The sequence below is a fragment of the Micromonospora halotolerans genome, from assembly GCF_032108445.1.
Taxonomy (GTDB): Bacteria; Actinomycetota; Actinomycetes; order Mycobacteriales; family Micromonosporaceae; genus Micromonospora; species Micromonospora halotolerans.
In genome coordinates, this window is sequence record NZ_CP134876.1 from 6655238 (window position 1) to 6681505 (window position 26268).

General features: G+C 74.0%; 29 protein-coding genes and 1 pseudogene. 8 read left to right on the forward strand and 22 right to left on the reverse strand.

The genetic code is table 11. The features are described 5' to 3' along the window. Positions 1-252: 252 nt before the first annotated feature. A pseudogene (locus RMN56_RS31205) lies at positions 253-699 on the forward strand (EamA family transporter); the annotation flags it as partial. 158 nt (positions 700-857) lie between these two features. On the opposite strand, the gene RMN56_RS31210 reads toward RMN56_RS31205, so the two are convergent. Continuing rightward, positions 858-1784 (reverse strand): diacylglycerol kinase, encoded by a 927-nt coding sequence (locus tag RMN56_RS31210; RefSeq protein ID WP_313721459.1) that lies wholly within the window; start codon positions 1782-1784, stop codon positions 858-860. Positions 1785-1879: 95 nt separating this feature from the next. Here RMN56_RS31210 and RMN56_RS31215 point away from each other — a divergent pair, with 95 nt between their 5' ends. Next, positions 1880-2623: a hypothetical protein gene (locus tag RMN56_RS31215; RefSeq protein WP_313721460.1), complete on the forward strand. Its 744-nt coding sequence runs from the start codon at positions 1880-1882 to the stop codon at positions 2621-2623. Between the two features lie 3 nt (positions 2624-2626). On the opposite strand, the gene RMN56_RS31220 is transcribed toward RMN56_RS31215, so the two are convergent. The 4 genes from RMN56_RS31220 to RMN56_RS31235 form a co-directional block, all read right to left on the reverse strand. Further along, positions 2627-3670 (reverse strand): zinc-dependent alcohol dehydrogenase family protein, encoded by a 1044-nt coding sequence (locus RMN56_RS31220; protein ID WP_313721461.1) that lies wholly within the window; start codon positions 3668-3670, stop codon positions 2627-2629. 138 nt (positions 3671-3808) lie between these two features. Further along, positions 3809-4507, reverse strand: coding sequence for a hypothetical protein (locus RMN56_RS31225; RefSeq protein WP_313721462.1), 699 nt, complete (start codon positions 4505-4507; stop codon positions 3809-3811). A gap of 163 nt (positions 4508-4670) precedes the next feature. Then, complete coding sequence (locus RMN56_RS31230; RefSeq protein ID WP_313721463.1) at positions 4671-6722, reverse strand: amylo-alpha-1,6-glucosidase; 2052 nt, start codon at positions 6720-6722, stop codon at positions 4671-4673. Next, positions 6719-7096, reverse strand: a complete 378-nt coding sequence (locus tag RMN56_RS31235) for an SCP2 sterol-binding domain-containing protein (RefSeq protein ID WP_313721464.1) — start codon at positions 7094-7096, stop codon at positions 6719-6721. The genes RMN56_RS31230 and RMN56_RS31235 overlap by 4 nt, the downstream gene beginning before the upstream one ends. A 164-nt stretch (positions 7097-7260) precedes the next feature. Here RMN56_RS31235 and RMN56_RS31240 point away from each other — a divergent pair, with 164 nt between their 5' ends. Further along, positions 7261-8145 (forward strand): ABC transporter substrate-binding protein, encoded by an 885-nt coding sequence (locus RMN56_RS31240; RefSeq protein ID WP_313721465.1) that lies wholly within the window; start codon positions 7261-7263, stop codon positions 8143-8145. A gap of 87 nt (positions 8146-8232) precedes the next feature. Here RMN56_RS31240 and RMN56_RS31245 read toward each other — a convergent pair whose 3' ends face one another. Further along, the gene (locus RMN56_RS31245; protein WP_313721466.1) at positions 8233-8628 is read right to left on the reverse strand and encodes a hypothetical protein; all 396 of its coding nucleotides are present in this window, start codon (positions 8626-8628) and stop codon (positions 8233-8235) included. An 86-nt stretch (positions 8629-8714) separates the two neighbouring features. On the opposite strand from RMN56_RS31245, the gene RMN56_RS31250 reads away from it, so the two are divergent. Continuing rightward, a complete protein-coding gene (locus tag RMN56_RS31250; protein WP_313721467.1) occupies positions 8715-9284 on the forward strand; it encodes a TOPRIM nucleotidyl transferase/hydrolase domain-containing protein in 570 nt (189 codons plus the stop codon). 72 nt (positions 9285-9356) lie between these two features. Here the strand turns inward: RMN56_RS31250 and tatC are convergent, their stop codons facing one another. The 5 genes from tatC to RMN56_RS31275 all read right to left on the reverse strand — a co-directional run bounded on the left by tatC (position 9357) and on the right by RMN56_RS31275 (position 13113). Further along, complete coding sequence (gene tatC, locus RMN56_RS31255) at positions 9357-10310, reverse strand: twin-arginine translocase subunit TatC (RefSeq protein WP_313721468.1); 954 nt, start codon at positions 10308-10310, stop codon at positions 9357-9359. A 20-nt stretch (positions 10311-10330) separates the two neighbouring features. Continuing rightward, complete coding sequence (gene tatA, locus RMN56_RS31260) at positions 10331-10636, reverse strand: Sec-independent protein translocase subunit TatA (RefSeq protein ID WP_313721469.1); 306 nt, start codon at positions 10634-10636, stop codon at positions 10331-10333. Between the two features lie 215 nt (positions 10637-10851). Then, a complete protein-coding gene (locus tag RMN56_RS31265; protein ID WP_313721470.1) occupies positions 10852-11100 on the reverse strand; it encodes a hypothetical protein in 249 nt (82 codons plus the stop codon). A 10-nt stretch (positions 11101-11110) separates the two neighbouring features. Continuing rightward, the gene (locus RMN56_RS31270) at positions 11111-12118 is read right to left on the reverse strand and encodes a helix-turn-helix transcriptional regulator (protein ID WP_262286109.1); all 1008 of its coding nucleotides are present in this window, start codon (positions 12116-12118) and stop codon (positions 11111-11113) included. Further along, positions 12115-13113: a helix-turn-helix transcriptional regulator gene (locus RMN56_RS31275; RefSeq protein ID WP_313721471.1), complete on the reverse strand. Its 999-nt coding sequence runs from the start codon at positions 13111-13113 to the stop codon at positions 12115-12117. The genes RMN56_RS31270 and RMN56_RS31275 overlap by 4 nt, the downstream gene beginning before the upstream one ends. A 152-nt stretch (positions 13114-13265) precedes the next feature. Here RMN56_RS31275 and RMN56_RS31280 point away from each other — a divergent pair, with 152 nt between their 5' ends. Both RMN56_RS31280 and RMN56_RS31285 read left to right on the forward strand, forming a co-directional pair. Beyond that, positions 13266-14273 (forward strand): cation diffusion facilitator family transporter, encoded by a 1008-nt coding sequence (locus RMN56_RS31280; protein WP_313721472.1) that lies wholly within the window; start codon positions 13266-13268, stop codon positions 14271-14273. Positions 14274-14332: 59 nt separating this feature from the next. After that, complete coding sequence (locus RMN56_RS31285) at positions 14333-15418, forward strand: DUF3866 family protein (RefSeq protein ID WP_313721473.1); 1086 nt, start codon at positions 14333-14335, stop codon at positions 15416-15418. A gap of 3 nt (positions 15419-15421) precedes the next feature. Here the strand turns inward: RMN56_RS31285 and RMN56_RS31290 are convergent, their stop codons facing one another. From RMN56_RS31290 to pafA, 4 genes are read right to left on the reverse strand one after another with little or no spacing between them, the layout of a single operon-like run. Next, positions 15422-15970, reverse strand: a complete 549-nt coding sequence (locus tag RMN56_RS31290; RefSeq protein WP_313724902.1) for a carboxymuconolactone decarboxylase family protein — start codon at positions 15968-15970, stop codon at positions 15422-15424. Then, on the reverse strand, positions 15970-16353 hold the full coding sequence (locus RMN56_RS31295) for a DNA glycosylase AlkZ-like family protein (RefSeq protein WP_313721474.1): 384 nt from the start codon (positions 16351-16353) through the stop codon (positions 15970-15972). Before RMN56_RS31295 ends, RMN56_RS31290 begins: the two co-directional genes overlap by 1 nt. Before the next feature lie 32 nt (positions 16354-16385). Then, on the reverse strand, positions 16386-16607 hold the full coding sequence (locus tag RMN56_RS31300; RefSeq protein ID WP_313721475.1) for a hypothetical protein: 222 nt from the start codon (positions 16605-16607) through the stop codon (positions 16386-16388). A gap of 57 nt (positions 16608-16664) precedes the next feature. Then, positions 16665-18023: a Pup--protein ligase gene (pafA, locus tag RMN56_RS31305; protein ID WP_313721476.1), complete on the reverse strand. Its 1359-nt coding sequence runs from the start codon at positions 18021-18023 to the stop codon at positions 16665-16667. 118 nt (positions 18024-18141) lie between these two features. Here pafA and rfbB point away from each other — a divergent pair, with 118 nt between their 5' ends. After that, positions 18142-19119 carry a dTDP-glucose 4,6-dehydratase gene (gene rfbB / locus RMN56_RS31310; RefSeq protein WP_313721477.1) on the forward strand — a complete coding sequence of 326 codons (978 nt, stop codon included), beginning with the start codon at positions 18142-18144 and terminating at the stop codon, positions 19117-19119. Positions 19120-19155: 36 nt separating this feature from the next. On the opposite strand, the gene prcA is transcribed toward rfbB, so the two are convergent. The 6 genes from prcA to arc all read right to left on the reverse strand — a co-directional run bounded on the left by prcA (position 19156) and on the right by arc (position 25027). Further along, on the reverse strand, positions 19156-19992 hold the full coding sequence (gene prcA / locus RMN56_RS31315) for a proteasome subunit alpha (protein WP_262286117.1): 837 nt from the start codon (positions 19990-19992) through the stop codon (positions 19156-19158). Between the two features lie 60 nt (positions 19993-20052). Beyond that, the gene (prcB, locus tag RMN56_RS31320) at positions 20053-20892 is read right to left on the reverse strand and encodes a proteasome subunit beta (protein ID WP_313721478.1); all 840 of its coding nucleotides are present in this window, start codon (positions 20890-20892) and stop codon (positions 20053-20055) included. Next, entirely contained in the window at positions 20811-21020 is a 210-nt protein-coding gene (locus tag RMN56_RS32835) for an endonuclease domain-containing protein (protein WP_376787248.1), read from the reverse strand. The genes prcB and RMN56_RS32835 overlap by 82 nt, the downstream gene beginning before the upstream one ends. A 216-nt stretch (positions 21021-21236) precedes the next feature. Further along, positions 21237-21443, reverse strand: a complete 207-nt coding sequence (locus RMN56_RS31330; protein ID WP_073836803.1) for a ubiquitin-like protein Pup — start codon at positions 21441-21443, stop codon at positions 21237-21239. Between the two features lie 104 nt (positions 21444-21547). Further along, positions 21548-23065, reverse strand: coding sequence for a depupylase/deamidase Dop (dop, locus tag RMN56_RS31335; RefSeq protein ID WP_376787249.1), 1518 nt, complete (start codon positions 23063-23065; stop codon positions 21548-21550). A gap of 180 nt (positions 23066-23245) precedes the next feature. After that, on the reverse strand, positions 23246-25027 hold the full coding sequence (gene arc / locus RMN56_RS31340) for a proteasome ATPase (protein ID WP_313721479.1): 1782 nt from the start codon (positions 25025-25027) through the stop codon (positions 23246-23248). A 177-nt stretch (positions 25028-25204) separates the two neighbouring features. Here arc and RMN56_RS31345 point away from each other — a divergent pair, with 177 nt between their 5' ends. After that, the gene (locus tag RMN56_RS31345; RefSeq protein ID WP_313721480.1) at positions 25205-25498 is read left to right on the forward strand and encodes a ferredoxin; all 294 of its coding nucleotides are present in this window, start codon (positions 25205-25207) and stop codon (positions 25496-25498) included. Between the two features lie 51 nt (positions 25499-25549). Here RMN56_RS31345 and RMN56_RS31350 read toward each other — a convergent pair whose 3' ends face one another. Continuing rightward, on the reverse strand, positions 25550-26122 hold the full coding sequence (locus tag RMN56_RS31350) for a hypothetical protein (RefSeq protein ID WP_313721481.1): 573 nt from the start codon (positions 26120-26122) through the stop codon (positions 25550-25552). Between the last annotated feature and the right edge of the window lie 146 nt (positions 26123-26268).

Sequence of the window (26268 nt, forward strand, 5' to 3'; positions counted from 1 at the left end):
CAGTTCGGCTCGGCCATGGCCGCGTTGCTGTTCCCGCGTACCGGGGTGGCCGGGGCGGTCACCCTGCGGCTGACCATCGGCGCGCTGCTGATGCTCGCCGTGTGCCGCCCCCGGCTGCGCGGGCACGGCCGGGGCGGCTGGGCGGCCGTGGTCGCGTTCGGGCTGGCCCTGGCCGGCATGAACTCGATCTTCTACCAGGCCATCGAGCGGATCCCACTGGGACCGGCGGTGACCCTGGAGGTGCTCGGCCCGATGGCGCTGTCCGTGGTCACCGCCCGGCGGCTGGCCGCCTGGTGCTGGGCCGGGCTGGCCCTGGCCGGGGTGGCCCTGCTCGGGCAGGGCGGGTTCGACCGGCTGGACCCGGTCGGCGCCGCGCTGGCGCTGGTCGCGGGCGCGCTGTGGGCGGCGTACATCGTCTGCTCGGCCCGGGTCGGCGGGCGGTTCCCGGGGGCCGACGGCCTGGCGCTGGCGCTCGCGGTGGCCGCGCTGGTCACCCTGCCCATCGGGCTGGTGGGGTCGGGCGGCCGGCTCTGGCACCCGGCGGTGCTCGGGCTCGGCACCGGGCTGGCCCTGCTCGCCTCGGTGCTGCCGTACACCCTGGAGCTGCTGGCGCTGCGGCGGCTGCCCACGGCGACGTTCGCCGTGCTGATGAGCCTCGGGCCGGCCATCGCCGCGCTGGCCGGGTGGCTGGTGCTCGGCCAGGCGCTGCACCCGGTGGAGGTGCTCGCCATCGGCCTGGTGATCGCCGCGAGCATCGGCGCGGTCCGCGCCGGCGCCCCGGCCACCCCGGCCGCCCCGGCCGCCGCGCCGCCGCCCGCCGCCGCCCGCCGCGCCGGACGCCGAGGGCAGCCCGCTGGTCAGCGCAGCAGCCGCACCGCCGCCGGCACCGCGCTGACCCGCACCGGCAGGTCGAACGCCCGCTCCCCGTCGGCGTACGTGGTGATGCCCTCGGCGTCCAGCTCGACGGTGCGGGCCCGGTAGCTGCGGACCAGCGGGTGCGTGACGTGGGTGCCCTGGTAGATGCGCGGCTTGACCCGCATGAGGGTGGGCCGGTCGAACCGGCCGCCGACCACCACGTCCAGCAGGCCGTCGTGCGGGTCGGCGTCCGGGCAGATCCGCATGCCGCCGCCGTAGCTGGCCGTGTTGCCCACCGCCACCAGCACCGCGTCGACCTCGTGTTCGGCGCCGTCGAGGCGCAGCCGGTAGCGGCGCGGCCGGAGCCGGGCCAGCTCGACCAGGATGGCCAGGTCGTAGCGGCGCGGGCCGCGCGGCCAGCGCATCCGGTTGGCCCGCTCGTTGACGATCGCGTCGAAACCGGCGGCCAGCACGGCGCCGTACCAGCGCTCGCCGCCGCCCGGGCTGGTCAACCGGGCCAGGTCGACCGGGCGGGCGCGGCCGGCGCGCAGCGCGTCGGCGATCACCTCGACGGCCGCCAGGGGGTCGGCCGGGAAGCCGGTGTCCACGGCGAAGTCGTTGCCGGTGCCGGCGGGCACCGGGCCGAACGGCACCGTCGTGCCGGCGACCGCCTGCAACGCCCGGTGCACCGTGCCGTCCCCGCCGACGGCGACCAGCGCGCCGGCGCCGTCCGCGACCGCCGCGTGGCACGCTGCCTCCGCCTCCTCCGGGGTACGCGCCCGCAGCAGCTCGACCGGCCGGCCGGCGGCGCCCAGCCGCTCCAGCAACTGGGGCAGCAGGCCCTCGTGCCGTCCCCGGCCGGCGGTCGGGTTGGCGAGCACGGCCACCGGGCCGGGCGGGACAAGATCGTGCGCGGTCACGGCGAGCACCGTACGGCACGAGCCACGCCCCTCACCAGGGGCGACACCCTCGTTCGCGACGGACGGGGCAGCGCGGCGAGCGACCGCCCGGCATACTCCCCGTGATGCGCACCCGCATCCTGCTCGCCGTCGCGGCTCCGGTCGCGCTCGCCCCGCTCCTGCTGGCCGGCGGCCTCTGGTGGGCCCAGCGCCCGGTCGAGCCGGCCTGGCACGACAACGCGGTCGCCGACGCCACCGAGACCGCCGACCGGATCCAGGCGCGCTTCGCACGCGATCACCTCTACAAGGCTGCGGACTACGCGCACACCGCCGGTCAGGAGCCCGGGGTGGCCGTGCTCCAGGTCCACGGCGAGACGCACTGGCAGACCGGGGTCACCCTGGTGCTCCGGGTCACCGGGCACGGGCAGGGGGTCAACGGCAAGGGCATGGTCATCGAGGGGGACGTACAGGTCTGCTTCCGGTTCCGGCTGGGCCCCGAGCGGGACGGCCGCGACGACGGCATCGACTGCCCGTCGGGCGACCCGCTGCCGGTCCGCCCGGACCCCTCCCTGAGCGGAGTGGACGACCGGCTGAAGCGGGCCCTCGCGGCCGCCGGCCCGGACGAGGTGGCCGTCCGCGCCGCGGTCGACGGCCTCGGGCTCGACCCGGCCGTTCGGCGGGAGGTCGCCGCCGCCGGCGGCACGGTCGGCGTGGCCCTGCGCGCCACCCAGTACGACTGCCTGCTGGCCCGGGTCGGCCCGAAGGGCGCCCAGACGTGGCGGCCCTCCCACACCCAGCTCGCCCCCGGGGAACTGCCCTGCACGGCCGGCACGGCGCTGAGCAGCCAGTTCGGCCGCTACCCGCGCTGACGGTCAGAACGTGATGCGCACCTTCAGCGCGGTCCGCTCGTCCATCGCCCGGTAGCCGTCCGGCACCCCGTCGAGGGTCACCGAGCGGTCGAAGACCGGGGACGGGTCGATGGCGCCGTCCAGCACGTCGACCAGCAGCTCGGGGATGTACGCGCGGGCCGGCGCGACGCCGCCGGCGACGGTCACGTTGCGGTCGAACATCTGCTGGATGTCCACCCCGGCGCTGCCGCCGTGCGGCACGCCGACGTAGCCCACCGCGCCGCCGTCGCGGGCGATCGAGATCGCGGTCCGCATCGACTCCTCGGTGCCGACCGCCTCCAGCACGGCGTGCGCGCCCTGGCCCTTGGTCAGCTCCCGGACCGCGGCGATCGCCGCCTCGCCCCGCTCGGCGACCACGTCGGTGGCCCCGAAGGAGCGGGCGATGTCGGTCCGCGCGGTGTGCCGGCCCAGCGCGATGATCTGCTCGGCGCCCAGCCGCTTCGCGGCGAGCACCCCGCAGAGCCCGACCGCGCCGTCGCCGACCACGGCCACGGTGGCCCCGGGGCGGACCCGGGCGGCGAGCGCCGCGTGGTGCCCGGTGGCCAGCACGTCGGACAGCGCCAGCAGCGCGGTGAGCAGCCGCGGGTCGCCGGCGGCCTCGGCGGGCAGCTTCACCAGGGTGCCGTCGGCGTACGGGACCCGCACGGCCTCGCCCTGGCCGCCGTCCGAGCCGACGGAACCCCAGAAGCCGCCGTGCGGGCAGGAGGTGTGCAGCCCCTCGCGGCAGAAGTCGCAGGTGCCGTCGGACCAGACGAACGGCGCCACCACCAGGTCGCCGACCCGCACCGAGCCGACCTCGGCGCCGACGGCCTCGACCACGCCGAGGAACTCGTGACCGATGCGCTGCCCCGGCTGCCGCTGGGCGACCCCCCGGTACGCCCACAGGTCACTGCCGCAGATGCAGGCCAGCACGGTGCGGACGACGGCGTCGGTGGGGGTGCGGACGGCCGCGTCCGGCACCTCCTCGACCCGGATGTCGTTCGGGCCGTGGATCACGGTGGCGCGCATGGCGGAGGTCCTCCCGGTGAGCGGGGCGGGCGCCGGGGCGGTGCGGCCGGCGGCGGGGCGGGCGGCCCCGGGCGAACACTAGACCGCCCGGGACGCGCCGCGAATCCCGTTCACCGGCCGCGTGGCGGGGCTCACCGCTCAGCGCACGATGAGCTGCCTGGTCACCGGGGCGGCGCCGTCGCCCTTGACCTTCAGCGTCCAGGTGCCGGCGCCGACGAACGTCACGACCGCGTCCGCCGTGCCGTTCGGCTCGGCCTTGACCTCGGCCGCGCGCTTGCCGTCCGGGTTGAGCACGTCCAGCGTCCGGGCCGCCGTGGTCTTGTTGGTCACCCGGAACTGGATCTTCTCGCCCGGCTCGGCGATCAGCCCCTCCGCGCCGGTGATCCCGGCCGCCGTCAGCTCGACGGCGACCTCCCGGTCGTACGCCGTCTCGGCGGCGGCGCTGGCCACGGCGCCGTCGTCGGAGACGGTGATGCGGGTGCGCACGCCGTCGCCCTGCCGGCCCGGCTTGCAGGCCACCTCGTACAGGCCGGTGGCGAGGGTGGCCCGCAGGTCCCCGGTCTTCCCCGGTGCGACGTCCGCCGCCTCGGCGACCACCTTGGTGAAGCCGGCCCCCTCACGGCCGTACAGGAAGACCCCGGTGGCCTGCTGCCCCCGGTTGGTCACCGCGAAGGTGACCGCGCCCGGGTTGAAGAGGGTGGTGGCGACCTCGCAACTGGTGTCGGTGGCGGTCACCGGGACCTGCCAACCGGTGGGAGCGGGGTCGTCGTCACCGCAGGCGGTGAGGGCGGCGGTGGCGCAGATCGCGGCCACGACGGCGGCGGTACGGCTCTTCATCGGCTCTCCGGGGCGGAGGTCAGGGGCTGACCAGGACGGACGCCGACAGCCACCCCCGGCACACCGCCCGGGGGGACTTCGGCGGAGTCAGGAGAGTGTAAGCGGGCCGGCCGTCCTGGCAAGGGGACAGGTTGACTGGATCGTGGCCACCCGCCGAGGCGGGTCAGCGGGTGAGATGGGCCAGGCCGCTGCCGATCACGTCCCGCCGCCCCCACCGGCCCGGCACGTCGAGCAGCTCCACCCGGCCGAACCGGGCCGGCACCCGCGGCGCCATCAGCAGGTGCTCGCCGGCCGCCTCCAGCCCGAGCAGGGCCCGCAGCAGCAGGAACGGGGCCGCCGTCGCCATCGCCTGCGGGCTGTTCGCGGTCGGAAAGCTCACCGGATACTCGGTCAGCACCCGGTCGTAGCCGGCGAACGCCTCGGGCAGCCGGCCGTGGAAATAGCGGGAGACGTCCACGATGGCCTCGGCGATCCGCCCCGCCTCCTCGGCGAAGCCGTAGCGGCGCAGGCCCCAGGTGATCAGCGCGTTGTCGAACGGCCACACCGCACCGACGTGGTAGCCGAGCGGGTTGTACCGCTCCTGCCCGGTGGCCAGGCTGCGGATGCCCCAGCCGGAGAAGAGCCGCGGCCCGACCAGGTGAGCGGCCACCTCCGCGGCCCGCTCCGGCGGGACGATGCCGCTCCACAGCAGATGGCCCATGTTGGACGCCAGCGCGTCGACCTGACCGCCGTCACCGTCCAGGGCCAACGCGTAGTAGCCCCCGTCGGCGATCCAGAAGTCCCGGTCGAAGCGTTCCCGCAGCGCCGCGGCCTCCCGCTCCAGCCGGTCGGCGTACGCGGGGTCACCCCAGAACTCCCGGGCCATCCGGGCGCCCCGCAGCTTCGCGTCGTACGCGTACCCCTGGAGTTCGCAGGTGGCCAGCGGCGGGCCGGGCAGCCGCCCGTCGGCGTGACAGATCGCCTCCGGCGAGTCCTTCCACCCCTGGTTGGCCACCCCCGAACGCTCGTTGCGCCGCAGGTACCGGATGTAGCCGTCGCCGAGCAGGTCGCCGTACTCGTCGATCCACCGCAGAGCCGCCCGGGCCTCGTCCTCGAACTCCCGCACCAGGTCGACGTCGCCGCTCCACCGCTCGTACTCGTCGAGCAGGATCACGTAGAGCGGGGTGGCGTCGGCGGTGCCGTAGTACGGGGAATGCGGATACTGCTCGAACGCCACCGTCTCCCCGTAGCGGAGCTCGTGGAGGATCTTGCCGGGCTCCTCGTCGCGGAAGTCGTCGAGCACCGCGCCCTGCTCGATGCCGAGCATCCGCACGGTCGCCGAGGCCAGCTCCGGCGCGACCGGCAGCGCCATGAAGCTGGTGAGGATGCTGTCCCGGCCGGTGATGGTGGCCGCCCAGGGCAGGCCGGCGGCAGGCATCACCTGGTCGGGCAGGCTCAGCGGCGAGTACCGCAGCGCCGCCAGGTCCACGAGGCTGCGCCGGTAGATCTCGGTCAGTGCCTCCCAGTCGCAGCTGAGCTGGGGCGTCCGGGACAGCCACCCGGCCAGGTCGTGCTGCCGTTCCTCGGTGCCGGCCCGGGGCCGCCGCTCCAACCGGTCCCGGACGTCCACCCCGTCCGGGCGCAGCACCAGCGCCCGCACGCGCAGCGTCATCGTCCAGGCCCGCTTGGGCGCCAGCGGCACCGTCCAGGTGAAACCCCGCTCGTCCACCCGCACCGGTTCGCTGCTGGTCACCACCGTCTCCCGCCAGAACCGCTCCCGCTGGTAGCCGAGGCGCAGCCCGCGCTCCTCGCACCGCTGGTAGAGCCGCCCCGGCGGGGTGCGCTCGGTGACGACGCCCAGGACCGGCGCGAAGTCGCTGCCCACGTCGAGCCGGAGGGTGAACTCCGCCGGCGCGTGGTGGTGGTTGAACACCGTCAGCCGCTCCTCGAGGGCGCCGCCGGTGATCGCGCGCTCCCGGATGAGCGAGGACTTGGCGTCCACGTAGTGCGTCGGGGCGCCCGGGACCAGGAAGAACCGCAACTGGAGGTGGTCCCGCTCGGCGATGGAGAGCGACGTCAACCGCTCGCCGTCCAGGGTGAGGCGCCAGACCGACAGGAACCGGGTGTCGAAGTCGAAGAAGCCGACGGGATTGGCCGCGGTCGCGTCGATGTCGCCGTTGTCCTCGCTGAGGACGAAGACGTTGCCGTCCAGCACCCGGATCAGGTTCGGGATCATCCGGGCTCCCCGCGCTCGCCGGCGCGGACCCGCGGGTGCCGCGTCCCGGGCGGTGCCGGGAAAAGTCGCTCCAGCAGCACCACGAACCGGAAGTGCCCCTCGGCGACGATGTCGTTGCGCAGCCAGGCGGTGAGCGGCTTGGCCTCCCCCCTGGCCATCCGGAGGAAGAAGTCCCGCCGGGTGCGGATCACCGTGTCGGCGTACCGGGCGCGGTGTGCCACCGCGAGCCGGCCCTGGTGGATGGTGACGTGCCAGACGTCGAGCCCGTCGGTCCCCTCCAGCTCGAACCGGATCGTGCCGGTGGTGCGGCGCAGCAGCCGCTCGGGTGCCTGCCGGGCGAGCTGCGCGAAGAACGCCTCGATCGGATCGGACACCGCACCGCCTCCCGGGAGAGGGCCCCCGCGCCGCCGGCACCGATGCCCGGCGGGCCGCGATGACGGGTGCGTCCGCGCCGCCTCGGGCGCCGCCCCAGACTATCGCCGCGCCCCGGCAGGGACCCGGCGATCGGGGGAACTGCGGAGGCCGGCAGGATGGCGGGATGCGCCTGGTCTCCCTGCTCCCCTCGGCCACCGAGATCGTCTACGCCCTGGGGCTCGGCGACGACCTGGTCGGGGTCACCTTCGAGTGCGCGGTGCCTCCCGCGTACCGGGCCGGCACCACCGTCGTGGTCGGCGGCCGGGACACCCGCGGCATGAGCCCCGGCGAGATCGACGCTTACGTCAGGAGTCAGCTCGCCGCCGGCGCGGACCTCTACACCCTGCACGCCGGGGCGCTGGCCGGGCTGGACCCGGACCTGATCCTCACCCAGGACCTGTGCCGGGTGTGCGCACTGCCGTCGGGCCGGGTGGCGGACGCCGTCGAGCACCTCGGCTGCCGGGCGGAGGTGCTGTCGCTCGACCCGTACACCCTGGCGGACGTCCTGGACACGATCCTGGCCGTGGGCGCGGCGGCCCGGGTGCCGGACCGCGCCGAGGCCCTGGTGGACGGGCTGCGGGCGCGGCTCGCGGCGGTCCGCGCGGCGGTGGCCGGCCGGCACCGGCGGCGGGTCGCCGTGGTGGAGTGGGTCGACCCGCCGTTCGGCGCCGGGCACTGGATCCCCGACCTGGTCGAGGCCGCCGGCGGCGAGCCGGTGGCGACCCACCCCGGGGCCCGGTCCACGCCGACCACCTGGGCCGCGCTGCGGGCCGCCCGGCCCGAGGTGGTGCTGGTCGCGCCGTGCGGCTTCGACCTGGACGGGGCCGCCGGGCAGGCCGCCGGGGTGGCCGCGCACTTCCCCGGCGCGGAGATCTGGGCGCTGGACGCGGACGGCCTGGTGGTGCGGGCCGGCCCGCGCCTGGTCGACGGGGCCGAGGCGATCGCGGCGATCCTGCACCCGGACGCCGTCCCCGCCGCGCCGGAGGGCGCGGCCCGCCGGGTGGCCTGAGCCCGCCGGCGCCGGTGGCGCCCAGCGCGGGCGGCGGCGTCCCGCGGACCCGACCACCGCACGTCGCCGACGGCACGTCGGTCCGGCTCAGGCGGCGCGGCGGGCCGGTTGGCCGTCCCGACCGAGCGGGGCGAGCCGGCGCCAGCGGGGCAGCTCGGTCACCACGGTGGCCGCCGCCAGCAGGGTCACCGCGACCGCGACCGGCCGCGGCCAGGCCGCCCAGGCCCCGAGCGTGGCGGCGACCAGTTGCAGCAGCACCAAGGCGACGGTGACCGGCCCGGACACCGGCACGATGACCTGCCGCTTGTCGCCGGGGGTGGCGAACACGGTGGGCAGGCCGATCAGCAGCACCACCGAGGCGACCGCCAGCACCACGGAGTGCCGGGCGAGAGCCCACGGGGCGGCGACCCAGGCAACCAGTTCGGTCAGGAAGCGCAGCGCAGAGGGCAGGTCGGGACGCCCGGCCCGGTCGTTGTCGGTCACGGCCGCCAGTATGCCGAGCCACCGGAGCCGACCGCTGTCCGGCAAACCCGCTTGCCGCCCGCGGCGCGGCCGGGCAGGGTGGCGGCGTGGACCTGCGCAGCTCCCTGGCCGACGCGGCGGACCTGGCCGCCGGCACGGTGGTGCTGGTCGAGGGGGCCAGCGACCGGTGCGCCATCGAGGCGGTCGCGCGCCGGCAGGGCCACACCCTCGCCGGGGTGGCCGTGGTGCCGATGGGCGGCGTGACCAACCTCCGGCACTTCCTCGACCTGTTCGCCGACCGCCGGGTCGCCGGCCTCTACGACGCGGGCGAGGAGGGGTACGTGCGGCGGGTCCTGGCGTCCCGCGGCACCGACCTGTCCTCCGCCGGGATCGCCCGGCTCGGCTTCCACGCCTGCCGCGCCGACCTGGAGGACGAGCTGATCCGGGCGCTCGGGACGCCGCGGGTCGAGGAGCTCGTGGAGGCCGCTGGGGACCTGCGGTCGCTGCGGCGCTTCCAGCGGCAGCCCGCCCAGCAGAAGCGGCCGCTCGCCGGTCAGCTTCGCCGCTTCATCGGCACCCGGTCCGGCCGCAAGAGCCGGTACGCGACCCTGCTCGCCGACGCCCTCGACCCGGCCCGCACGCCCGCCCCGCTGGACCGGCTGCTGGCCCAGCTCTGACCGCCCCAGGTGCACGAACGCCGCCCCCGGGTGCGGGGGACGGCGTTCGCGTCAGGTGCTCGGGTGGACCGGTCAGGTCATGTCGTCGTAGCGGCGCTCGATCGGCGCCGGGGCGGCGACCGGCTCGGGCGGCCCGACCGGTGCGGTCGTCTCGACCCCACCGGCGGCCCCGACCGGTTCGACGGACAGGTCCAGCGGCGAGACCTCATCGTCGGGCACGTCGGCGTAGATCTCCCGGCCGCGCCCCCGCCGCTTGTCGTTGATGAACGCCACCGCCACCGCGCCGAAGTAGAGCGCGGAGAGGCAGAACGCCAGCGCCGTCATGCCGAACGGGTCGGGCGTCGGCGTGACCACCGCGGAGAACGCGAAGAACACGAAGATCGCGACCCGCCACCAGCCCAGCAGGCGCTTGGCGCTGGCCAGCCCGACGAAGTTGAGCATCAGCACGATGAGCGGGAACTCGAACGCCACCCCGAACAGCAGGATCAGGTTCGTGACGAAGCCGATGTAGCGGGTGATGTCCAGCGTCGTGGTGACGTCGCCGCCACCGGAGACGTTGAGCAGGAACTCCAGGCCCTTGGACGTGACGAAGAACGCCAGCACCGCGCCGGCCGCGAACAGCGGCGCGGCCAGGGCGGTGAAGAAGTAGGCGTAGCGCCGCTCGTGCCGGTGCAGGCCCGGGGCGATGAACGCCCAGAGCTGGTAGAGCCAGATCGGCGCCGCGATGATCAGGCCGACCCAGAGAGCGACCTTCATCTGCAACAGGAACAGGTCGGCCGGGCCGAGCTGGACGAAGTTGCAGTCGCCGTTGGCGAGCCGCGCCTTCGGCAGGTTGCAGTAGGGCATCTGCAGCACGTGCAGGACCCGGCCGGAGAGCCAGACGCCGACCCCGAAGCCGACCAGGATCGCCAGCGACGCGCGGAACAGCCGGTTACGCAGTTCCCGGAAGTGCTCGATGAGCGTCATCGAGCCGTCGGCGGCCCGCTCGAACGTGCTCGGGCCGCGCTTCTTCAACCCGAAGGCCACGGTGGTGGGGCCCTTTCGGATCAGTTCTCGCGGACGCGCTGCACCGGGTCGACCGGCGGGGCGACCGGCTGCTGCGGCTGCGGGGCGAACTGCTGCTGCTGCGGCTGCGCGACCTGCTGCTGCGGCGCGAGCGGCTGGTAGCCGGCCTGCGCGTCGGCCTTCTCGGCCAGGTCACGGTCGTCGTCGTGCAGGCTCTTGGTCTCGGCCTTGATGATCCGCAGCGAACGGCCCAGCGAGCGGGCCGCGTCGGGGAGCCGCTTCGCGCCGAAGAGCAGGATCAGCACGACCACGAGTACGGCGATGTGCCACGGCTTGAGGGCACCCATGGGAAGCTCCAGTCGCTCTGTGTCGGTGAGGGTGGTCGGAGCCCATCGTACGTGCGTCGAAGACGGTTGCCACCCTGCCGGGCCCCCGGTTGCGGGCCTGGTCGGTGAAGTCTCGGCCAACCCGGAGTGTCCCGTCAACCACCCACGGGGGCGCAATCGTGCGCGGATCCGGCCGCGAACGCGCAGCTACCGAGCAGCGGACCGACCGCCGTCGATCACTTCCCGCGGCTGGCCTTGATCAACGCGATCCGCTCCTGCGCCACGCCCACCCGCTCCTGGAGCGACTCGGCCCGCGCCTGCAGCTCCTCGGCGGCGGAGCGCAGCGACTCCGCCTCGGCCTGGCGCCGCTGCAGGGCCACCGCCGTCCGGCGCAGCCGGGGCAGCCGGGCCAGCACCGGCCGGACCGCCAGGGCCAGCACCACCAGCGCGAACAGCACGACCCCGAGCACGATCCACGTCACCACGGCGGTCAGCCTACTGGGTGACGCCGGCCACCGCCGGGTCGGCGCGGTCGACCGGAGTGGCGTACGCGTCGAGCGCGGCGGCCGCCTGGGCCCGCACCTGCTCGGCCAGCTCGGTCGGCGCGACCACCGTCACGTCCGGCCCGAGCCCGAGCACGAACCGGCGGGCCCAGCCCAGGTCGGTGACCCGCAGCGACACCAGCCACTGCTCGCCGTCGGCCTCGACCCGCTCGCACGGGTAGTACTCGGTGATCCACCGCTCGCCCCGGCCGATCCGCAGGGTGATCAGCGGCAGGTCCGGCGAGGGACGGAACACCCCGTCGCTGAGATCGTGCGGGCGGGCCTGCGGCGGGACCACCGCCTGCTCGGCCAGCTCGGTGACCGCGTCGATCCGGTCGGCCCGGAACAGCCGGACCGCCTCGGCCCGGCGGCACCACGCCTCCACGTACGCCCGGCCGCCGACCATCAGCATCCGCAGCGGGTCGATGGTGCGCTCGGTCGTCTCGTCCCGGGCGGCCGTGTAGTAGGTGATCCGCAGCGCGCGGCCGCGCTCCACGGCGGCGCGCAGCTCGCGGACCCGGGCCGTGTCGCCGGGCAGCCGCACCTCGACCGGGGCGCCGGCCAGGTCACCGGCCGCGCTCTCGATCTTGGCGAGGGCCCGCTCGACCGCCTCGCGGTTGGCCACCCCGGGCGTCTCGGCCAGCATCCGCAGCGCCACCACCAGGGCCAGGGCCTCGTCGGGGGTGAGCCGCAGCGGGCGGTCGATGCCGGCGTCGTAGGTGATGGTCACCCGGTCGCCGTCGAACGCCATGTCGATCAGGTCACCGGGGCCGTAACCGGGCAGCCCGCACACCCAGAGCAGCTCCAGGTCCTCGCGGAGCTGCTTCTCGGTCACCCCGAGGTCGTGCGCCGCCTCGGCGATCTCGATGCCGGGGCGGGCCAGCAGGTAGGGCACCAGGTTGAGCAGCCGGGCCAGCCGGTCCGCCGACGCGCGGCCGCCCCGGGCCGCCGGGCGGGTCACCGGGCACCCCCCGTCACGGCCAGGTCGTCGTGCCGGGTCGCGATCTCCTTGAGCCGCTGGATGACCGCCTCGCGGACCTCCGGCGGCTCCAGCACCCGCACGTCCGGGCCGTAGCCGACGATGTGGCCGGCCAGGTAGTCGGCGTCGGCGTAGGGCAGGACGAGGCGGTCGCCGTCCGGCCCGGCGTGGGTCTCCACCGCCCAGCGGCGCAGCCCCGCGGCGCGGCCGGCGGCGACCAGCACAGTGGCCCGGCCGGTCCGCTCCACCGGCCCGGACCAGCGGGCCACGTGACTGATCAGGTCCACCCCGACGGGCGGCTCGTACGCCCCGGGCTGCCCGGTCACCCGGACCGCGCCCACCACGCGGGAGAGCCGGAAGCAGCGGGTCGCCGCCCGGTCCAGGTCGTGGCCGACCACGTACCAGCGGCCGCGCCAGCAGACCACGCCCCACGGCTGCACGCGGCGGCGGGTCGGTGCGTCCCGGTCGGGCACCCGGTAGTCGAAGTTGACCTCGCGCCGGTCGCGCGCGGCGGCGGTCAGCGGCGCGAACGCCGGGTCGACCGTGACCATCGGCTCCAGGCCCAGCGTGGCCTGCGGGTCCACGTCGATGCCGGCGGCGCGCAGCTTCGCCAGCCCGGAGGAGGCGGCGGCGGCCAGGCCGGCGTGCTGCCACAGCCGGGCCGCGATGCCCACGGCGGCGGCCTCGTCCGGTTCGAGCGGGATGTCGGGCAGCGCGTACTCGCGGGGCGCGATCCGGTAGCCCGGCTCGGCGTCGAACACGCTGGCCGTGCCGGTCTCCAGCGGCACCCCGAGCTCCCGCAGCTCGGCCTTGTCCCGCTCGAACTTGCGCTGGAACGCCTCGTGGTCCTTGGCGTCGTCCGGATCGTGCTCGTAGCCGGGCACGGTCGCGGCGATCTGCGCGGCGGTCAGGAACCGTCGCGTGGACAGCAGGCAGATCACCAGGTTGACCAGGCGTTCGGTACGGGTCCGCGACACGTGGGAAACGCTAGCAGCCCGCACGTCCGCGGCGCGCACCCGCGCGGGCGCGGCGCGCGGGAGTCCCGCCGCGGAGGCGATCCACACCACACCGCCCCGGGCCCGCCTCGCTCGTCGCGCGGAGGCCCGATGACGGCCATAGGGTGGATCGCATGGCGGGGACGGAGGCCAAGAGCGAGAGTGTCGGCACGGTCGTGGTGGCCGGCGCGGCGAACCTCGCCATCGCGATCGCCAAGCTGATCGCGGGCCTGCTCTCCGGCTCCGCGGCGATGCTCTCCGAGGCCGCCCACTCGGTCGCCGACACCACCACCGAGGTCCTGCTCTACATGGCGCTGCGCCGCGGGGCGCGGCCCGCCGACACCCGGCACCCCTTCGGGTACGGCAAGGAGAGCTACGTCTGGGCCTTCCTCGCCGCGCTGTTCACGTTCGTGGTCGGCGCCGGCTTCGCCATCACCCACGGCGTCACCACGATCCTCGTGCACGAGCACACCGGCCACTACCTGGCCTCGTACGTCGTGCTGGCGGTCTCCTTCGCCATCGAGTCGGTCTCGCTGGCCCGGGCGGTCCGGCAGGTCCGCAACGAGTCCCGGCGCTGGCGGGCCACCCCGCGCCGCTACCTGCGGCTGACCGCCGACACCACGGTCAAGGCGGTCTTCCTGGAGGACAGCGCCGCGCTGATCGGCCTGCTGCTCGCCGCCGTCGGGCTCACGCTGTCGCACCTCACCGGCGAGGAGATCTACGACGGCGTCGCCTCGATCCTCATCGGCGTGCTGCTGCTGGTGGTCGCCGGCATCCTGGCCCGCAGCAACATCTCGCTGCTGGTCGGCCGGGCCGTGTCCGACCGGGTGCACCGGCAGATCGAGCACGAGCTGGCCGGGCTGCCCGCGGTGGACCGGATCGACACCCTCATGACCATGTTCCTCGGCCCGGAGGACATCCTGGTCGCCGCCAAGGTCGACTTCCAGAACGACGCCACCGGCGCGGACATCGAGGCCGCCGCCGACGAGGCCGAGCGGCGGCTCACCGACAGGTTCCCGGAGATCGGGTACGTCTTCCTCGACCCGACCCGGTCGAGGCGCGGCAGCGACGGGCACCGGGCCCGGACCACCCAGGACGAGGACGAGCGGGCCGTGGACCAGGAGCCGGGCGGGGTGCCCTGACCGGCGTGCCGGCGACCCGGCCGCATCCGGGCCCGTCGCCGGCCGATACTGTGCCCGGCATGGTGCGATGGCGGTCCGGCACGGTCACGGCGGTACGGCGGCGGTGGGCCGGCGCCGCCGAACTCGACGTCGACCTGCCCGACGGCGCCCGGATGCGCGCCCTGGCCTACCCGGCCCTGGTCGGTGACCCGGAGCCCGGCGACCGGGTGCTGCTCAACGCCGGCGCCCTGCTGATGGGCCTCGGCACCGGCGGGTACGCCCTCGTCGTGGCCCTGCCCGACCGGCTCCCCGCCGACCCGCCGCAGGCCGGCGACACCCGCGACGCCGGCCACCTGGTCAAGGCCCGCTACACCCCGCTGCAGCCGATCCTGCTGGGCGTCGACGAGGAAGCCTCCCCGCACCACGCACGGCTGGCCGCCGCCGAGTCCGTCGACGGGATGCCGGTGGTGACCGCCGACCTGCACTCCGCGCTGCCGGCGATCCTGGCCGGCGTCCACGCCGACGCCCCGGACGCCCGGGTGGCCTACCTGCTCACCGACGGCGGGGCGCTGCCGGCCTGGTTCTCCCGCACCCTCGCCGGGCTCGCCGGCCACCTCGCGGGCACGGTCAGCGTGGGCCAGGCGTTCGGCGGCGACCTGGAGGCGAGCACCCTGCACAGCGGCCTGCTCGCCGCCCGGCACGTGCTCGGCGCCGACGTCGCGATCGTCGCCCAAGGGCCCGGCAACCTGGGCACCGGCACCCGCTGGGGCTTCTCCGGGGTGGCCGTCGGCGAGGCGGTCAACGCGGTCGCCACGCTCGGCGGTCGGCCGGTCGGCTCGCTGCGGATCTCCGCGGCCGACCCCCGCCCCCGGCACCGTGGCGTCTCCCACCACAGCCTCACCGCGTACGGCCGGGTCGCCCTGGCCCCCGCGGACCTGGTCGTGCCGGACGGCCTGGACCCCGCTCTCGCGACGGAGGTGGGCGCGGCGCTGGCCCCGCTCGCGGCGCGGCACCGGATCGTCACCGTGCCCACCGACGGCCTGGACGCGGCGCTGCGGGCCAGCCCGGTCGGCCTGTCGACGATGGGGCGCGGGCTCGACGGGGACCACGCCTACTTCCTGGCCGCGGCCGCCGCCGGCCGGCACGCGGCCCGCCTGCTCGGCTGACGCTCAGCGCGCCCCGTAGCCGTGCGCGACGATGTGCTCCGCGGCCCGGGTGTAGCCCGCCGGGTCGGCCGGCGCCAGCGTCCCCAGGCCGTCGACGTAGCGGTTGTACATGCAGAACGCGGCGGCGATCAGCACCGTGTCGTGGATCTCCAGGTCGGTGGCGCCCTCGGCGCGGGCCGCCTCGACCAGCTCGGCAGTGACCTCCCGGCCGCCGCGCTGCACCGCCCCGGCGATCCGCAGCAGCGCCCGCAGCTTCGGATCGACCGGTGCGCCGTCCAGATCCCGGCGGACCTGCTCCACCAGCGGCATCCCCGCGGGCAGCTGGGCCGCGGCGAACGCCGAGTGCGACGCGCAGCAGAACGTGCAGGCGTTCAGCTCCGACACGTACGCGGCGATGAGCTCCCGCTCCCCCGCGGTCAGTGTGGGATGCGGGGCGTGCAGCAGCGTGTCGGCGAGGTCGAACAGCGGCTTGGCGGTCTCCGGGCGGTAGCGGGCCAGCCCGTTGATGCCGGGGTGGGCCTGCTCGTCCAGGCCGAGGTCGATGTGTGCGATCACGTCACGCTCCCTCGTCGTCGACTGGGGAGCACACGACGGCACGTGTCGGCTTCCCTGTGAGCCATAGACGAGCATGCGGGCGGTGACGCGGTCAAGGCCCCGGCTCGGCGACCCGGGACGGCCGGATCCGGCACGTCCAGCGGCGCGCCGAGCCAGCCCTCGGCCGGCCCGCACGGCCCGTCCACCCGACCGCCCCACGTGCCGGCCGGCGGCAGGTGCACCAGCGGCAGCAGGTACTGCACCGAGTGCAGCAGGGCGGAGCGGTCCCGGTCCGGCCAGCGCCGCGCCAGCAGCTCCCGAAGCCGGGTGCGGCTCAACGGCTGCCCCGCGGCGTACGCCGCCAGCTCGGCGGGATCGACGCCGACGGTTGCCCGGCCCATGAACTGCCGTTGCAGGCGCGCCGTCAGCCGGGTCAGCCGGCGAAGAAGATCAGCCCCAGCCAGGCAACCACGATCAGCACCAGCGCGGCGGCCAGCACCCAGGTCGGCACCGCGTACTCGCCGCGGCGGTTGCGCTCGACCTCGGCGCGGATCTTCTCGCGGCGCCGCTCGACCCAGTTGAGCTTCTCGGTCCCGCCGTCGCGGCCGGCGGACCTCTCGCGGCCGGGGCGGCCGGCAGGTTCGGAAGTGTTCATCGCGACGCCAGCGTACCCGTGGGCCGGCGGCCGCCGCACCGGCCGCCCACCTCCGGGTCACATGCTCGCGATGAGCCGCTCCACCCGCTCGTCGTACGCCCGGAACGGGTCCTTGCACAGCACCGTGCGCTGCGCCTGGTCGTTCAGCTTCAGGTGCACCCAGTCGACGGTGAAGTCCCGCCGCTTCTCCTGGGCGTGCCGGATGAACTCGCCGCGCAGCCGCGCCCGGGTGGTCTGCGGCGGGGTCTCCTTCGCCTCGAAGATCTCCGGGTCGGTGGCCACCCGGTCCACCTCGCCGCGCCGCTCCAGCAGCCCGTAGAGCCCTCGGCCGCGCCGCAGGTCGTGGTAGGCCAGGTCCATCTGCGCCACCCGCGGGTGCGACAGCGGCAGGTCGTGCTTGCGCTGGTAGCGCTCGATCAGCCGCAGCTTCGTCACCCAGTCGATCTCCCGGGCCACCGGGTCCAGGTCGCCGGTCTCCACGGCCCGCAGCACCCGCGCCCACAGGTCCACCACCCGCTTCGCGGTCTGGTCGCCGCCGCGGCGCTCGACGAACTCGGTCGCCTTCGCCAGGTATTCCTGCTGGATGTCCAGCGCCGAGACCTCCTTGCCGGAGGCCAGCCGCACCTTGCGCCGGCCGGTGATGTCGTGGGACACCTCCCGGATCGCGCGGATCGGGTTCTCCAGCGTCAGGTCCCGCATCACCACGCCGGCCTCGATCATCCGCAGCACGATGTCGGCCGTGCCGACCTTCAGCAGCGTGGTGACCTCGTTCATGTTCGAGTCGCCGACGATCACGTGCAGCCGCCGGTAGCGCTCGGCGTCGGCGTGCGGCTCGTCGCGGGTGTTGATGATGGGCCGGCTGCGGGTGGTCGCCGAGGAGACGCCCTCCCAGATGTGCTCGGCCCGCTGCGACAGGCAGTAGACCGCCCCGCGCGGCGTCTGGAGCACCTTGCCGGCGCCGCAGATCAACTGGCGGGTGACCAGGAACGGGATCAGCACGTCGGCCAGCCGGCCGAACTCGCCGTGCCGGGACACCAGGTAGTTCTCGTGGCAGCCGTAGGAGTTGCCGGCCGAGTCGGTGTTGTTCTTGAACAGGTAGATCTCGCCCGCGATGCCCTCGTCGTGCAGCCGCTTCTCCGCGTCGACGAGCAGCCCCTCCAGGATCCGCTCCCCCGCCCGGTCGTGGGCCACCAGGTCGGTCACCGAGTCGCACTCCGGCGTCGCGTACTCGGGGTGCGAGCCCACATCCAGGTAGAGGCGGGCTCCGTTGCGCAGGAAGACGTTGCTCGACCGGCCCCACGACACCACCCGCCGGAACAGGTACCGCGCGACCTCGTCGGGGGACAGTCGACGTTGCCCGCGATAGGTGCAGGTGACGCCGTACTCGGTTTCGAGGCCGAAGATTCGCCGCTCCATGATGTGACATTAGCCGCCCGGGGCCCCGGATGGGCAGCGCTCAACCCACTGGTCTCATCCGCACCGGGCCGGGCATTCCCCGCGTTCGCACGTCCCACGGCCGGGTACGGTCCCAGCCGTGAGAATCCTCGTCACCGGCGGCGCCGGCTTCATCGGCTCGGCGTACGTCCGGCGGCTGCTCACCGACGCCGAGCCGGACCTCACGGCAAACGCCGTCACCGTGCTCGACGCCTACACCTACGCCGCCACCGAGGGCGCCCTCGACCCCGTCCGCGCCGACCCGAGGCTGCGGGTCGTCCGCGGCGACATCCGCGACCCCGCCCTGGTCGACGCCACCGTCGCCGACCACGACGCCGTCGTGCACTTCGCCGCCGAGTCGCACGTGGACCGCTCCATCGCCGCCGCCGCCGACTTCGTGACCACCAACGTGGTCGGCACCCAGACCCTGCTCGACGCGGCCCTGCGCCACGGGGTACGCCGCTTCGTCCAGGTCTCCACCGATGAGGTGTACGGCTCCATCGCCACCGGCGCCTGGACCGAACAGGCCCCGCTCGACCCCAGCTCCCCGTACTCGGCCAGCAAGGCAGCCGGCGACCTGCTCGCGCTGGCCTACCACCGCACCCACGGCCTCGACGTCGTGGTCACCCGCGGCGCCAACACCTACGGGCCCTACCAGTACCCCGAAAAGATCATCCCGCTGTTCGTCACCAACCTGCTCGACGGGCACGACGTGCCCCTCTACGGCGACGGCGGCAACGTGCGGGACTGGCTGCACGTCGACGACCACTGCCACGGCGTCGCGCTTGCCCAGGCCCGCGGCCGGGCCGGCGGCATCTACCACCTGGGCGGCGGCGCCGAACTCACCAACCGGGAGCTCACCGGCCGGCTGCTCGCCGCGTGCGGCGCCGGCTGGGAGCGGGTCCGGCCGGTCGCCGACCGCAAGGGCCACGACCGCCGGTACGCCCTGGACTGCGCCACCACCCGCCGCGAACTGGGCTGGGCCCCCACCGTCGACCTCGACCACGGGCTGGCCGCCACCGTCGACTGGTACCGGGCCAACCGCGCCTGGTGGACGCCCCTGAAGCCGCACCGCTGACGGGGGCCGGGCCCGGGACCCGGCACCCGCCCGGCGTCACTCCTCGGGCTGCTCCTCCTGCGGCTGACCCTCCAGGTCGGCCGAGCCCGCCGACGTGGTCGGCTTCTTCGCCTCCTCGGTCGGCACCGTCGGGGTCTTCGCCCGCCCGGCCGCCGGCGCGGCGTCCGCGCTCGCGTCGCCGTCCAGCAGCGCGGTCAGCGCGGCCCCGGTGATCCGCCGGAACGTCCGCCCCACCCGGCGCCGGTCCAGGACCGCCACCTCCAGCTGGTTCGCCGCGATCGTGCGGGCCGCCCCGCCCTCGCCGCCGACGCTGCTCAGCGCCTTCATGGCCGCCCGGACCGCCTCCGACAGCGACATGTCCGGCCGGTGCTCGTTCTTCAGCACCCCGGTGATCGCCTCGGCCTGGCCGCCCATCGCCATCCGGCCCGGCTCGTCGTTGACCGACCCGTCGTAGGTCAGCCGGTAGAGCGAGTCGTCGTCCGGCGTGGCGCCCACCTCGGCGACGCAGATCTCCACCTCGAACGGCTTCGACTGCTCGGTGAAGATCGCGCCCAGCGTCTGTGCGAACGCGTTCGCCAGGCCCAGCCCGGTCACGTCCCGCCGGTCGTAGCTCAGGCCGTTCAGGTCGGCCATCCGCACCCCGGCGCGGCGCAGGTTCTCGAACTCGTTGTATCGGCCCACCGCGGCGAAGCCGATCCGGTCGTAGATCTCACTGACCTTGTGCAGGGTGCTGGACAGGTTCTCCGCGACGAAGAGCACCCCGCCCTCGTAGCTCAGGACCACCGCGCTGCGGCCCCGGGCGATGCCCTTGCGGGCCAGCTCGGAGCGGTCGCGCATGATCTGCTCGGGCGAGGCGTAGAACTGCATGGCCACGGCGGCGGTTCTCCTTCGGGCGCTGTGCTGCGGACTGCTGACTCAGGTGTGGGAGCGGGGTCAGCCGCCCGGGTTCTCCATGCGGCCGGACACCACGCCCTCGGCGATCGCCGCCGTCTCGGCGTCGGTGAGCCGGTGCGTGCCCTCGGCGGTCGCGGTCATCACCACCGGGTAGATCCGGCGGGTCAGGTCCGGGCCACCGGTCGCGGTGTCGTCGTCGGCGGCGTCGTAGAGCGCCTCGACGGCCAGCCGGGTCGCGTCGTCGATCGACAGGCCCGCCCGGAACCGCTTCTTCAGCGCGGACTTGGCGAACAGCGAGCCGGAGCCGATCGCGTCGTAGCCGGTCTCCTCGTAGGGGCCGCCGGTCACGTCGAAGCTGAAGATCCGCCCGGCGCGGGCCGGGTCGGCGGCGGCCAGGTCGAAGCCGGCGAAGAGCGGGATCACGGCGAGGCCCTGCATGGCGGCGCCCAGGTTCCCTCGGATCATCGAGGCCAGCCGGTTGGCCTTGCCGTCGAGCGAGAGCATGGCGCCCTCGATCTTCTCGTAGTGCTCCAGCTCCACCTGGAACAGTCGCATCAGCTCGATGCCGATGCCCGCGGTGCCCGCGATGCCGACCAGCGAGTACGCGTCGGCCGGGTGGACCTTCTCGATGTCCCGCTGGGCGATCAGGTTGCCCATCGTGGCGCGCCGGTCGCCGGCCATCACCACGCCACCGCTGGCCGAGATGGCCACGATGGTCGTCGCGTGCGGCGCCAGGTCGGCGGCCATGCCGGGCGGCAGCGGCCGACGGCCGGGCAGCATCTCGGGAGCCACCTTGCTCAGGAACGTTGTGAAGGAGGACGTCCCCGCGTTGGTGAACACATCTGGAAGACGCCCGGATGGATCAAAACCCGCTGCCACGTGGTTCCTCTCAGGTACGTGATCGCCCTGGCCAGCCTCGCGGGACTGTCACGGAACTGGCCAAGACCACCGGTGCAGTTGAAGCAGAGTATCCCGCGCACCCATCCGGCGCGATGATCGTGGTCCACATGTTCCGGACCGGGCGCGACGCGGTCCGCGGCGTCCGGCGGACGAGCTTTCGCCTCCCCCGATTCCGCGCCCGCGGCGGCCCCGCCGGGAAGCGGGCCGCCGCGCCGGGTCCTACCGTAGAACGCCGGACCGTCCCGTCACGGCCGGTCGCGGCAGGGCACCACGAAAGTCGTTCGTGCGAGCGAGCCCATTACCGGAAGAAACGGGCATTTCGCTCACTGACCGCCCTTCTGGACATATCCGCGGACGAACTCTTCTGCGTTCTCCTCCAGGACGGAGTCGATCTCGTCGAGCAGGTCGTCGACGTCCTCGGTGATCTCGGCGTGCCGCTCGGCAACCTCGGGGTTGGCCTGCGCGGTGACCTCCTCGACCTCCTCGTGCGACTTGCCGGACTGGGTCTGGCCGCCTTCTTGGGTCGCCATGGTGTGCCTCCTCCACGATCCTGCGATCAACTTACCTCGCGCGGACGACGAAAAGCCCGTCGCGCGCCGGGAACCGGCACGGGACGGGCCTTCCGGCATCCGGCTCAGCCGCCGGTCAGCATCTCCAGCAGATCCTTGGCGGTGTCGCAGCGGTCGAAGAGCGCCCCCACGTGCTTGCGGGTGCCCCGCTCCGGCTCCATCATCGGCACCCGGACCAGCGACTCCCGGCCCACGTCGAAGATGACCGAGTCCCAGCTCGCGGCGACCACCTCGGAGGCGTACTGGGCGAGGCAGCGGCCACGGAAGTAGGCCCGGGTGTCCTCCGGCGGCTCGGTCATCGCCGAGCGGGTCTGCTCGTCGGTGAGCAGGGTCTTCATCGAGCCCCGCTGCACCAGCCGGTGGTAGAGGCCCTTCTCCGGGCGCACGTCCGAGTACTGCAGGTCGACCAGCTGGAGCTTGTGCGAGCCCCAGCCGAGCTTCTCCCGCTCCCGGTAGCCCTCCAGCAGCCGCAGCTTCGCCACCCAGTCCAGCTCGTCGGCGCAGAGGAACGCGTCCCGGCCGAGCCGGTCCAGCATGCTCTCCCAGCGGTCGAGGACGTCGATGGTCTGCGCGTCGGCGTCGGCGCCGTAGCGGTCGTCCACGAAGGACCGCACCCGCTCCAGGTACGCCCACTGCACGTCCAGCGCGGTCAGCTTGCGGCCGTCGCGCAGCCGCATGAGGTGCTTGAGCGACGGGTCGTGGCTGACCGCGCGCAGCTCGCTGACCGGGTCGGCGATGCCCAGGTCGGAGCCGAGCGCCTTCTCCTCGATCATGGTGAGGATCAGCGCCGTGGTGCCGACCTTCAGGTAGGTGGAGATCTCGGAGAGGTTGGCGTCGCCGATGATGACGTGCAGCCGGCGGTACTTGTCGGCGTCGGCGTGCGGCTCGTCGCGCGTGTTGATGATGGGCCGCTTGAGGGTGGTCTCCAGCCCCACCTCGACTTCGAAGAAGTCGGCGCGCTGGGAGATCTGGAAGCCGCTCTGGCCGCCGTCCTGGCCGATGCCGACCCGGCCGGCGCCGCAGACGATCTGCCGGGTGACGAAGAACGGCGTCAGGTACGCCACGATGTCGGCGAACGGGGTCTGCCGCCGCATCAGGTAGTTCTCGTGCGAGCCGTAGCTGGCGCCCTTGTTGTCGGTGTTGTTCTTGTAGAGGTGGATCGGGTGGGTGCCCGGGATGGTGGCGGCCCGCTTGGACGCCTCGGCCATCACCCGCTCACCGGCCTTGTCCCAGCGCACCACGTCGAGGGGGTTGGTCACCTCGGGCGTGGAGTATTCGGGGTGCGCGTGGTCGACGTAGAGGCGGGCGCCGTTGGTGAGTATGACGTTGGCCAGCCCGAGATCCTCGTCGGCGAGCGCCTCGGCCGGGTCGTAGGCCGCCCCGGAGTAGGTGAAGCCGCGGGCGTCGCGCAGCGGCGACTCCTCCTCGTAGTCCCAGCGGGCCCGGCCGCCCCGGTTGAGTTCCGGCCGCGCCCCGTAGGCGTTGACCACCTGGGAGGAGGTGACCATCGGGTTGGCTCCGGCCTGGCCGGGCACGGAGATGCCGTACTCGACCTCGGTGCCCATGATCCGTCTAACGCTCATCGACCTGCCCGCTCCGCTCGCCCGTCCCGGTCCCCCGTCAGGTCGAGCGTAGTCGCCGTCACGCGGGAAGGGGGCGTGGCGGCCCGGGGCGTCCGGTGTGGCGGGGCGCGACGCCGGGCGGGCGCGGACGCGGGGAGGCCCGCGGCGCGGTGCGCCACGGGCCTCCGTCGTGCCGTCGGACTACAGGTACTGGCCGGTGTTGCTGGCGGTCTCGATGGACCGGCCGGCCTCGGCGCCCTTGCCGCCGGAGACGAGCGTGCGGATGTAAACGATCCGCTCGCCCTTCTTGCCGGAGATGCGGGCCCAGTCGTCGGGGTTGGTGGTGTTGGGCAGGTCCTCGTTCTCCCGGAACTCGTCGACGCAGGCGTCGAGGAGGTGCTGGAGCCGCAGGCCCTTGCGCCCGGAGGTGAGGAACTCCTTGATGGCCATCTTCTTGCCCCGGTCGACGATGTTCTGGATCATCGCGCCGGAGTTGAAGTCCTTGAAGTAGAGGACTTCCTTGTCGCCGTTGGCGTAGGTGACCTCGAGGAAGCGGTTTTCCTCGGTCTCCGAGTACATCCGCAGCACGACCGCGTCGATCATCGCCGCCACGGTGGCCTGCGGGTCGCCGCCGTGCTCGGCGAGGTCGTCCGCGTGCAGCGGCAGGCCGGAGAGGATGTACTTGGAGAAGATGTCCTTGGCCGCCTCGGCGTCCGGTCGCTCGATCTTGATCTTCACGTCGAGCCGGCCGGGGCGCAGGATCGCCGGGTCGATCATGTCTTCCCGGTTGGAGGCGCCGATGACGATGACGTTCTCCAGGCCCTCCACGCCGTCGATCTCGCTGAGCAGCTGCGGGACGATCGTGTTCTCCACGTCCGAGGAGACACCGGAGCCGCGGGTGCGGAAGACGGAGTCCATCTCGTCGAAGAACACGATCACCGGCGTGCCCTCGCCGGCCTTCTCCCGCGCCCGCTGGAAGATCAGCCGGATGTGCCGCTCGGTCTCGCCGACGTACTTGTTGAGCAGCTCGGGGCCCTTGATGTTGAGGAAGAAGCTGGTGTGCCGCTCCTTGCCCTCCCGCTCGGCGATCTTCTTGGCCAGGGAGTTGGCCACCGCCTTGGCGATGAGCGTCTTGCCGCAGCCGGGCGGGCCGTAGAGCAGGATGCCCTTCGGCGGCCGGAGCTGGTGCTCGCGGAACAGGTCGGCGTGCAGGAAGGGCAGCTCGACCGCGTCGCGGATCTGCTCGATCTGCGAGTGGAGGCCACCGATGTCGGTGTAGTCGACGTCGGGCACCTCCTCCAGGACGAGCTCCTCGACCTCGCTCTTCGGGATCCGCTCGTAGGCGTACGCCGAGCGGGGCTCGATCATGAGCGAGTCACCGGCCCGGATCGGCGAACCGATCAGGGTCTCGGCGAGGTGCACGATCCGCTCCTCGTCGGAGTGCGAGACCACCAGCGCCCGGTCGCCCGGCGCGCCGTCGGGACCCGCGAGGATCTCCTTGAGCATCACGACCTCGCCGACCCGCTCGTAGCCGAACGCGTCGACGATGTTGAGCGCGTCGTTGAGCAGGACCTCCTGGCCCCGGCGCAGCTCGTCGACCTCGAGCGAGGGCGAGACGGCCACCCGGAGCTTGCGGCCGCCGGTGAAGACGTCCACGGTGCCGTCGTCGTGCTTGGCCAGGAAGACGCCGTAGCCGCTCGGCGGCTGGGCGAGGCGGTCGATCTCCTCCTTGAGCGTCACGATCTGCGCGCGAGCCTCCTTGAGGGTGCTCACGAGCCGTTCGTTGTTCTCGGTCAGCCGCGCCAACTGCGCCTGGGTGGCCGCCAGCCGCTCCTCGAGCTGCCGGACGTGTCGGGGGCTTTCGGTCAACTTGCGCCGCACCAGGGCGAGTTCCTCTTGAAGGAACGCAACCTGCGTGGAGAGATCGTGGGCCTCCTTCTCCCACCGTGCGGCGCGCGAGTCCGCGTCGTCGCTGCGTGCCACGTCCCACCTCCCCGGGGGGCTTGAACGTTCTGACCTAACACTAGCCGCTATGAGCCCGATTCGGTCCTCCGCAACGCGCTCGTCACCGAAGCTTGATCGCCAAGGGCTGGTCGTCGGGCGGGTACGGGCGTTCGGGTACCGTCGGAGCGTGGGACGGGAGAACATGGGGGGTGCTTCGTGACCGACGTCGCGACGGACCAGCTGCAGGTCTGGGTCGATCAGGACCTGTGCACGGGTGACGGGCTGTGCGTGCAGTACGCGCCGGAGGTCTTCGAGTTCGACGTCGACGGCCTCGCGTACGTCAAGGGGCCGGACGGCGAGCTGCGCCAGGCTGCGGGCGCCCGGGTGGACGTGCCGGAGCACCTGCGCCTCGAGGTGATCGACTCGGCGAAGGAGTGCCCCGGCGAGTGCATCCACGTGGTGCGCGCCGGTGACGGCACGGAGGTGGCCGGCCCGGAGGCCGACGACTGAGCTGACGGGCACGACGGGCCGGAGACCGCCAGGTCCCCGGCCCGCGGTGTCTCAGAGCATGGGGCGGCCGACGACCGAGGCGACCAGCCGGGCGAACTCCTCCAGCCGGGTGATCTGCCCGGCCCCGCCGTCGTCGAGGGTCTTGCCGAAGCGCAGCGCGTCGTGCCGGGGCGCGCCGGTCATCTCGTCGCTGGGCGGCGCCTCGTCCAGCGAGCTGAGCAGCAGGTAGACGTCGATGCTGTCGACCCGTACCTCGCCGGTGTCGGCGCGGGTGAGCCGCCGCCGGCAGCCGACCTCGGTGACCGTGGAGACCGGCACCACCCGCAGCGAGGAGGTCATCGAGCCGGGCGGCCCCTCCCCCGGCGGGACGTCCTCGCCGTGCCAGAGCACCAGCCGGCTGCCGTCGCAGACGACGACCTCCTGCCACACCCCGTTGACCTCGTTGACGAAGCGTTCCAGGGTGAAGCCGAGCACGGAGGCGCCGCGCAGCACCCCGCCGAGGGCGTCCAGGGCGATGTCGGGGTCGCGCAGGTAGGCCCGGGCGGCCGACTCCAGGTCGGTGTAGGGCGACCAGTCGGGGAACACGGCGGGCAGGTCGCCGTTGCCGTAGCCCGGGTTGCTCATGCCACCGCCTCCCGGACCGTGCGCCGCCGCCGGTCCGGACCGCCGGGGCGGGCGCGGCGCCCGCCGCGTGCCCCGATCCGCTCGCTCATGCCACCGTCTCCACCCGCTCGGTGTCGTCCCCGCCGGGACCCATGATCCGCCCGCTC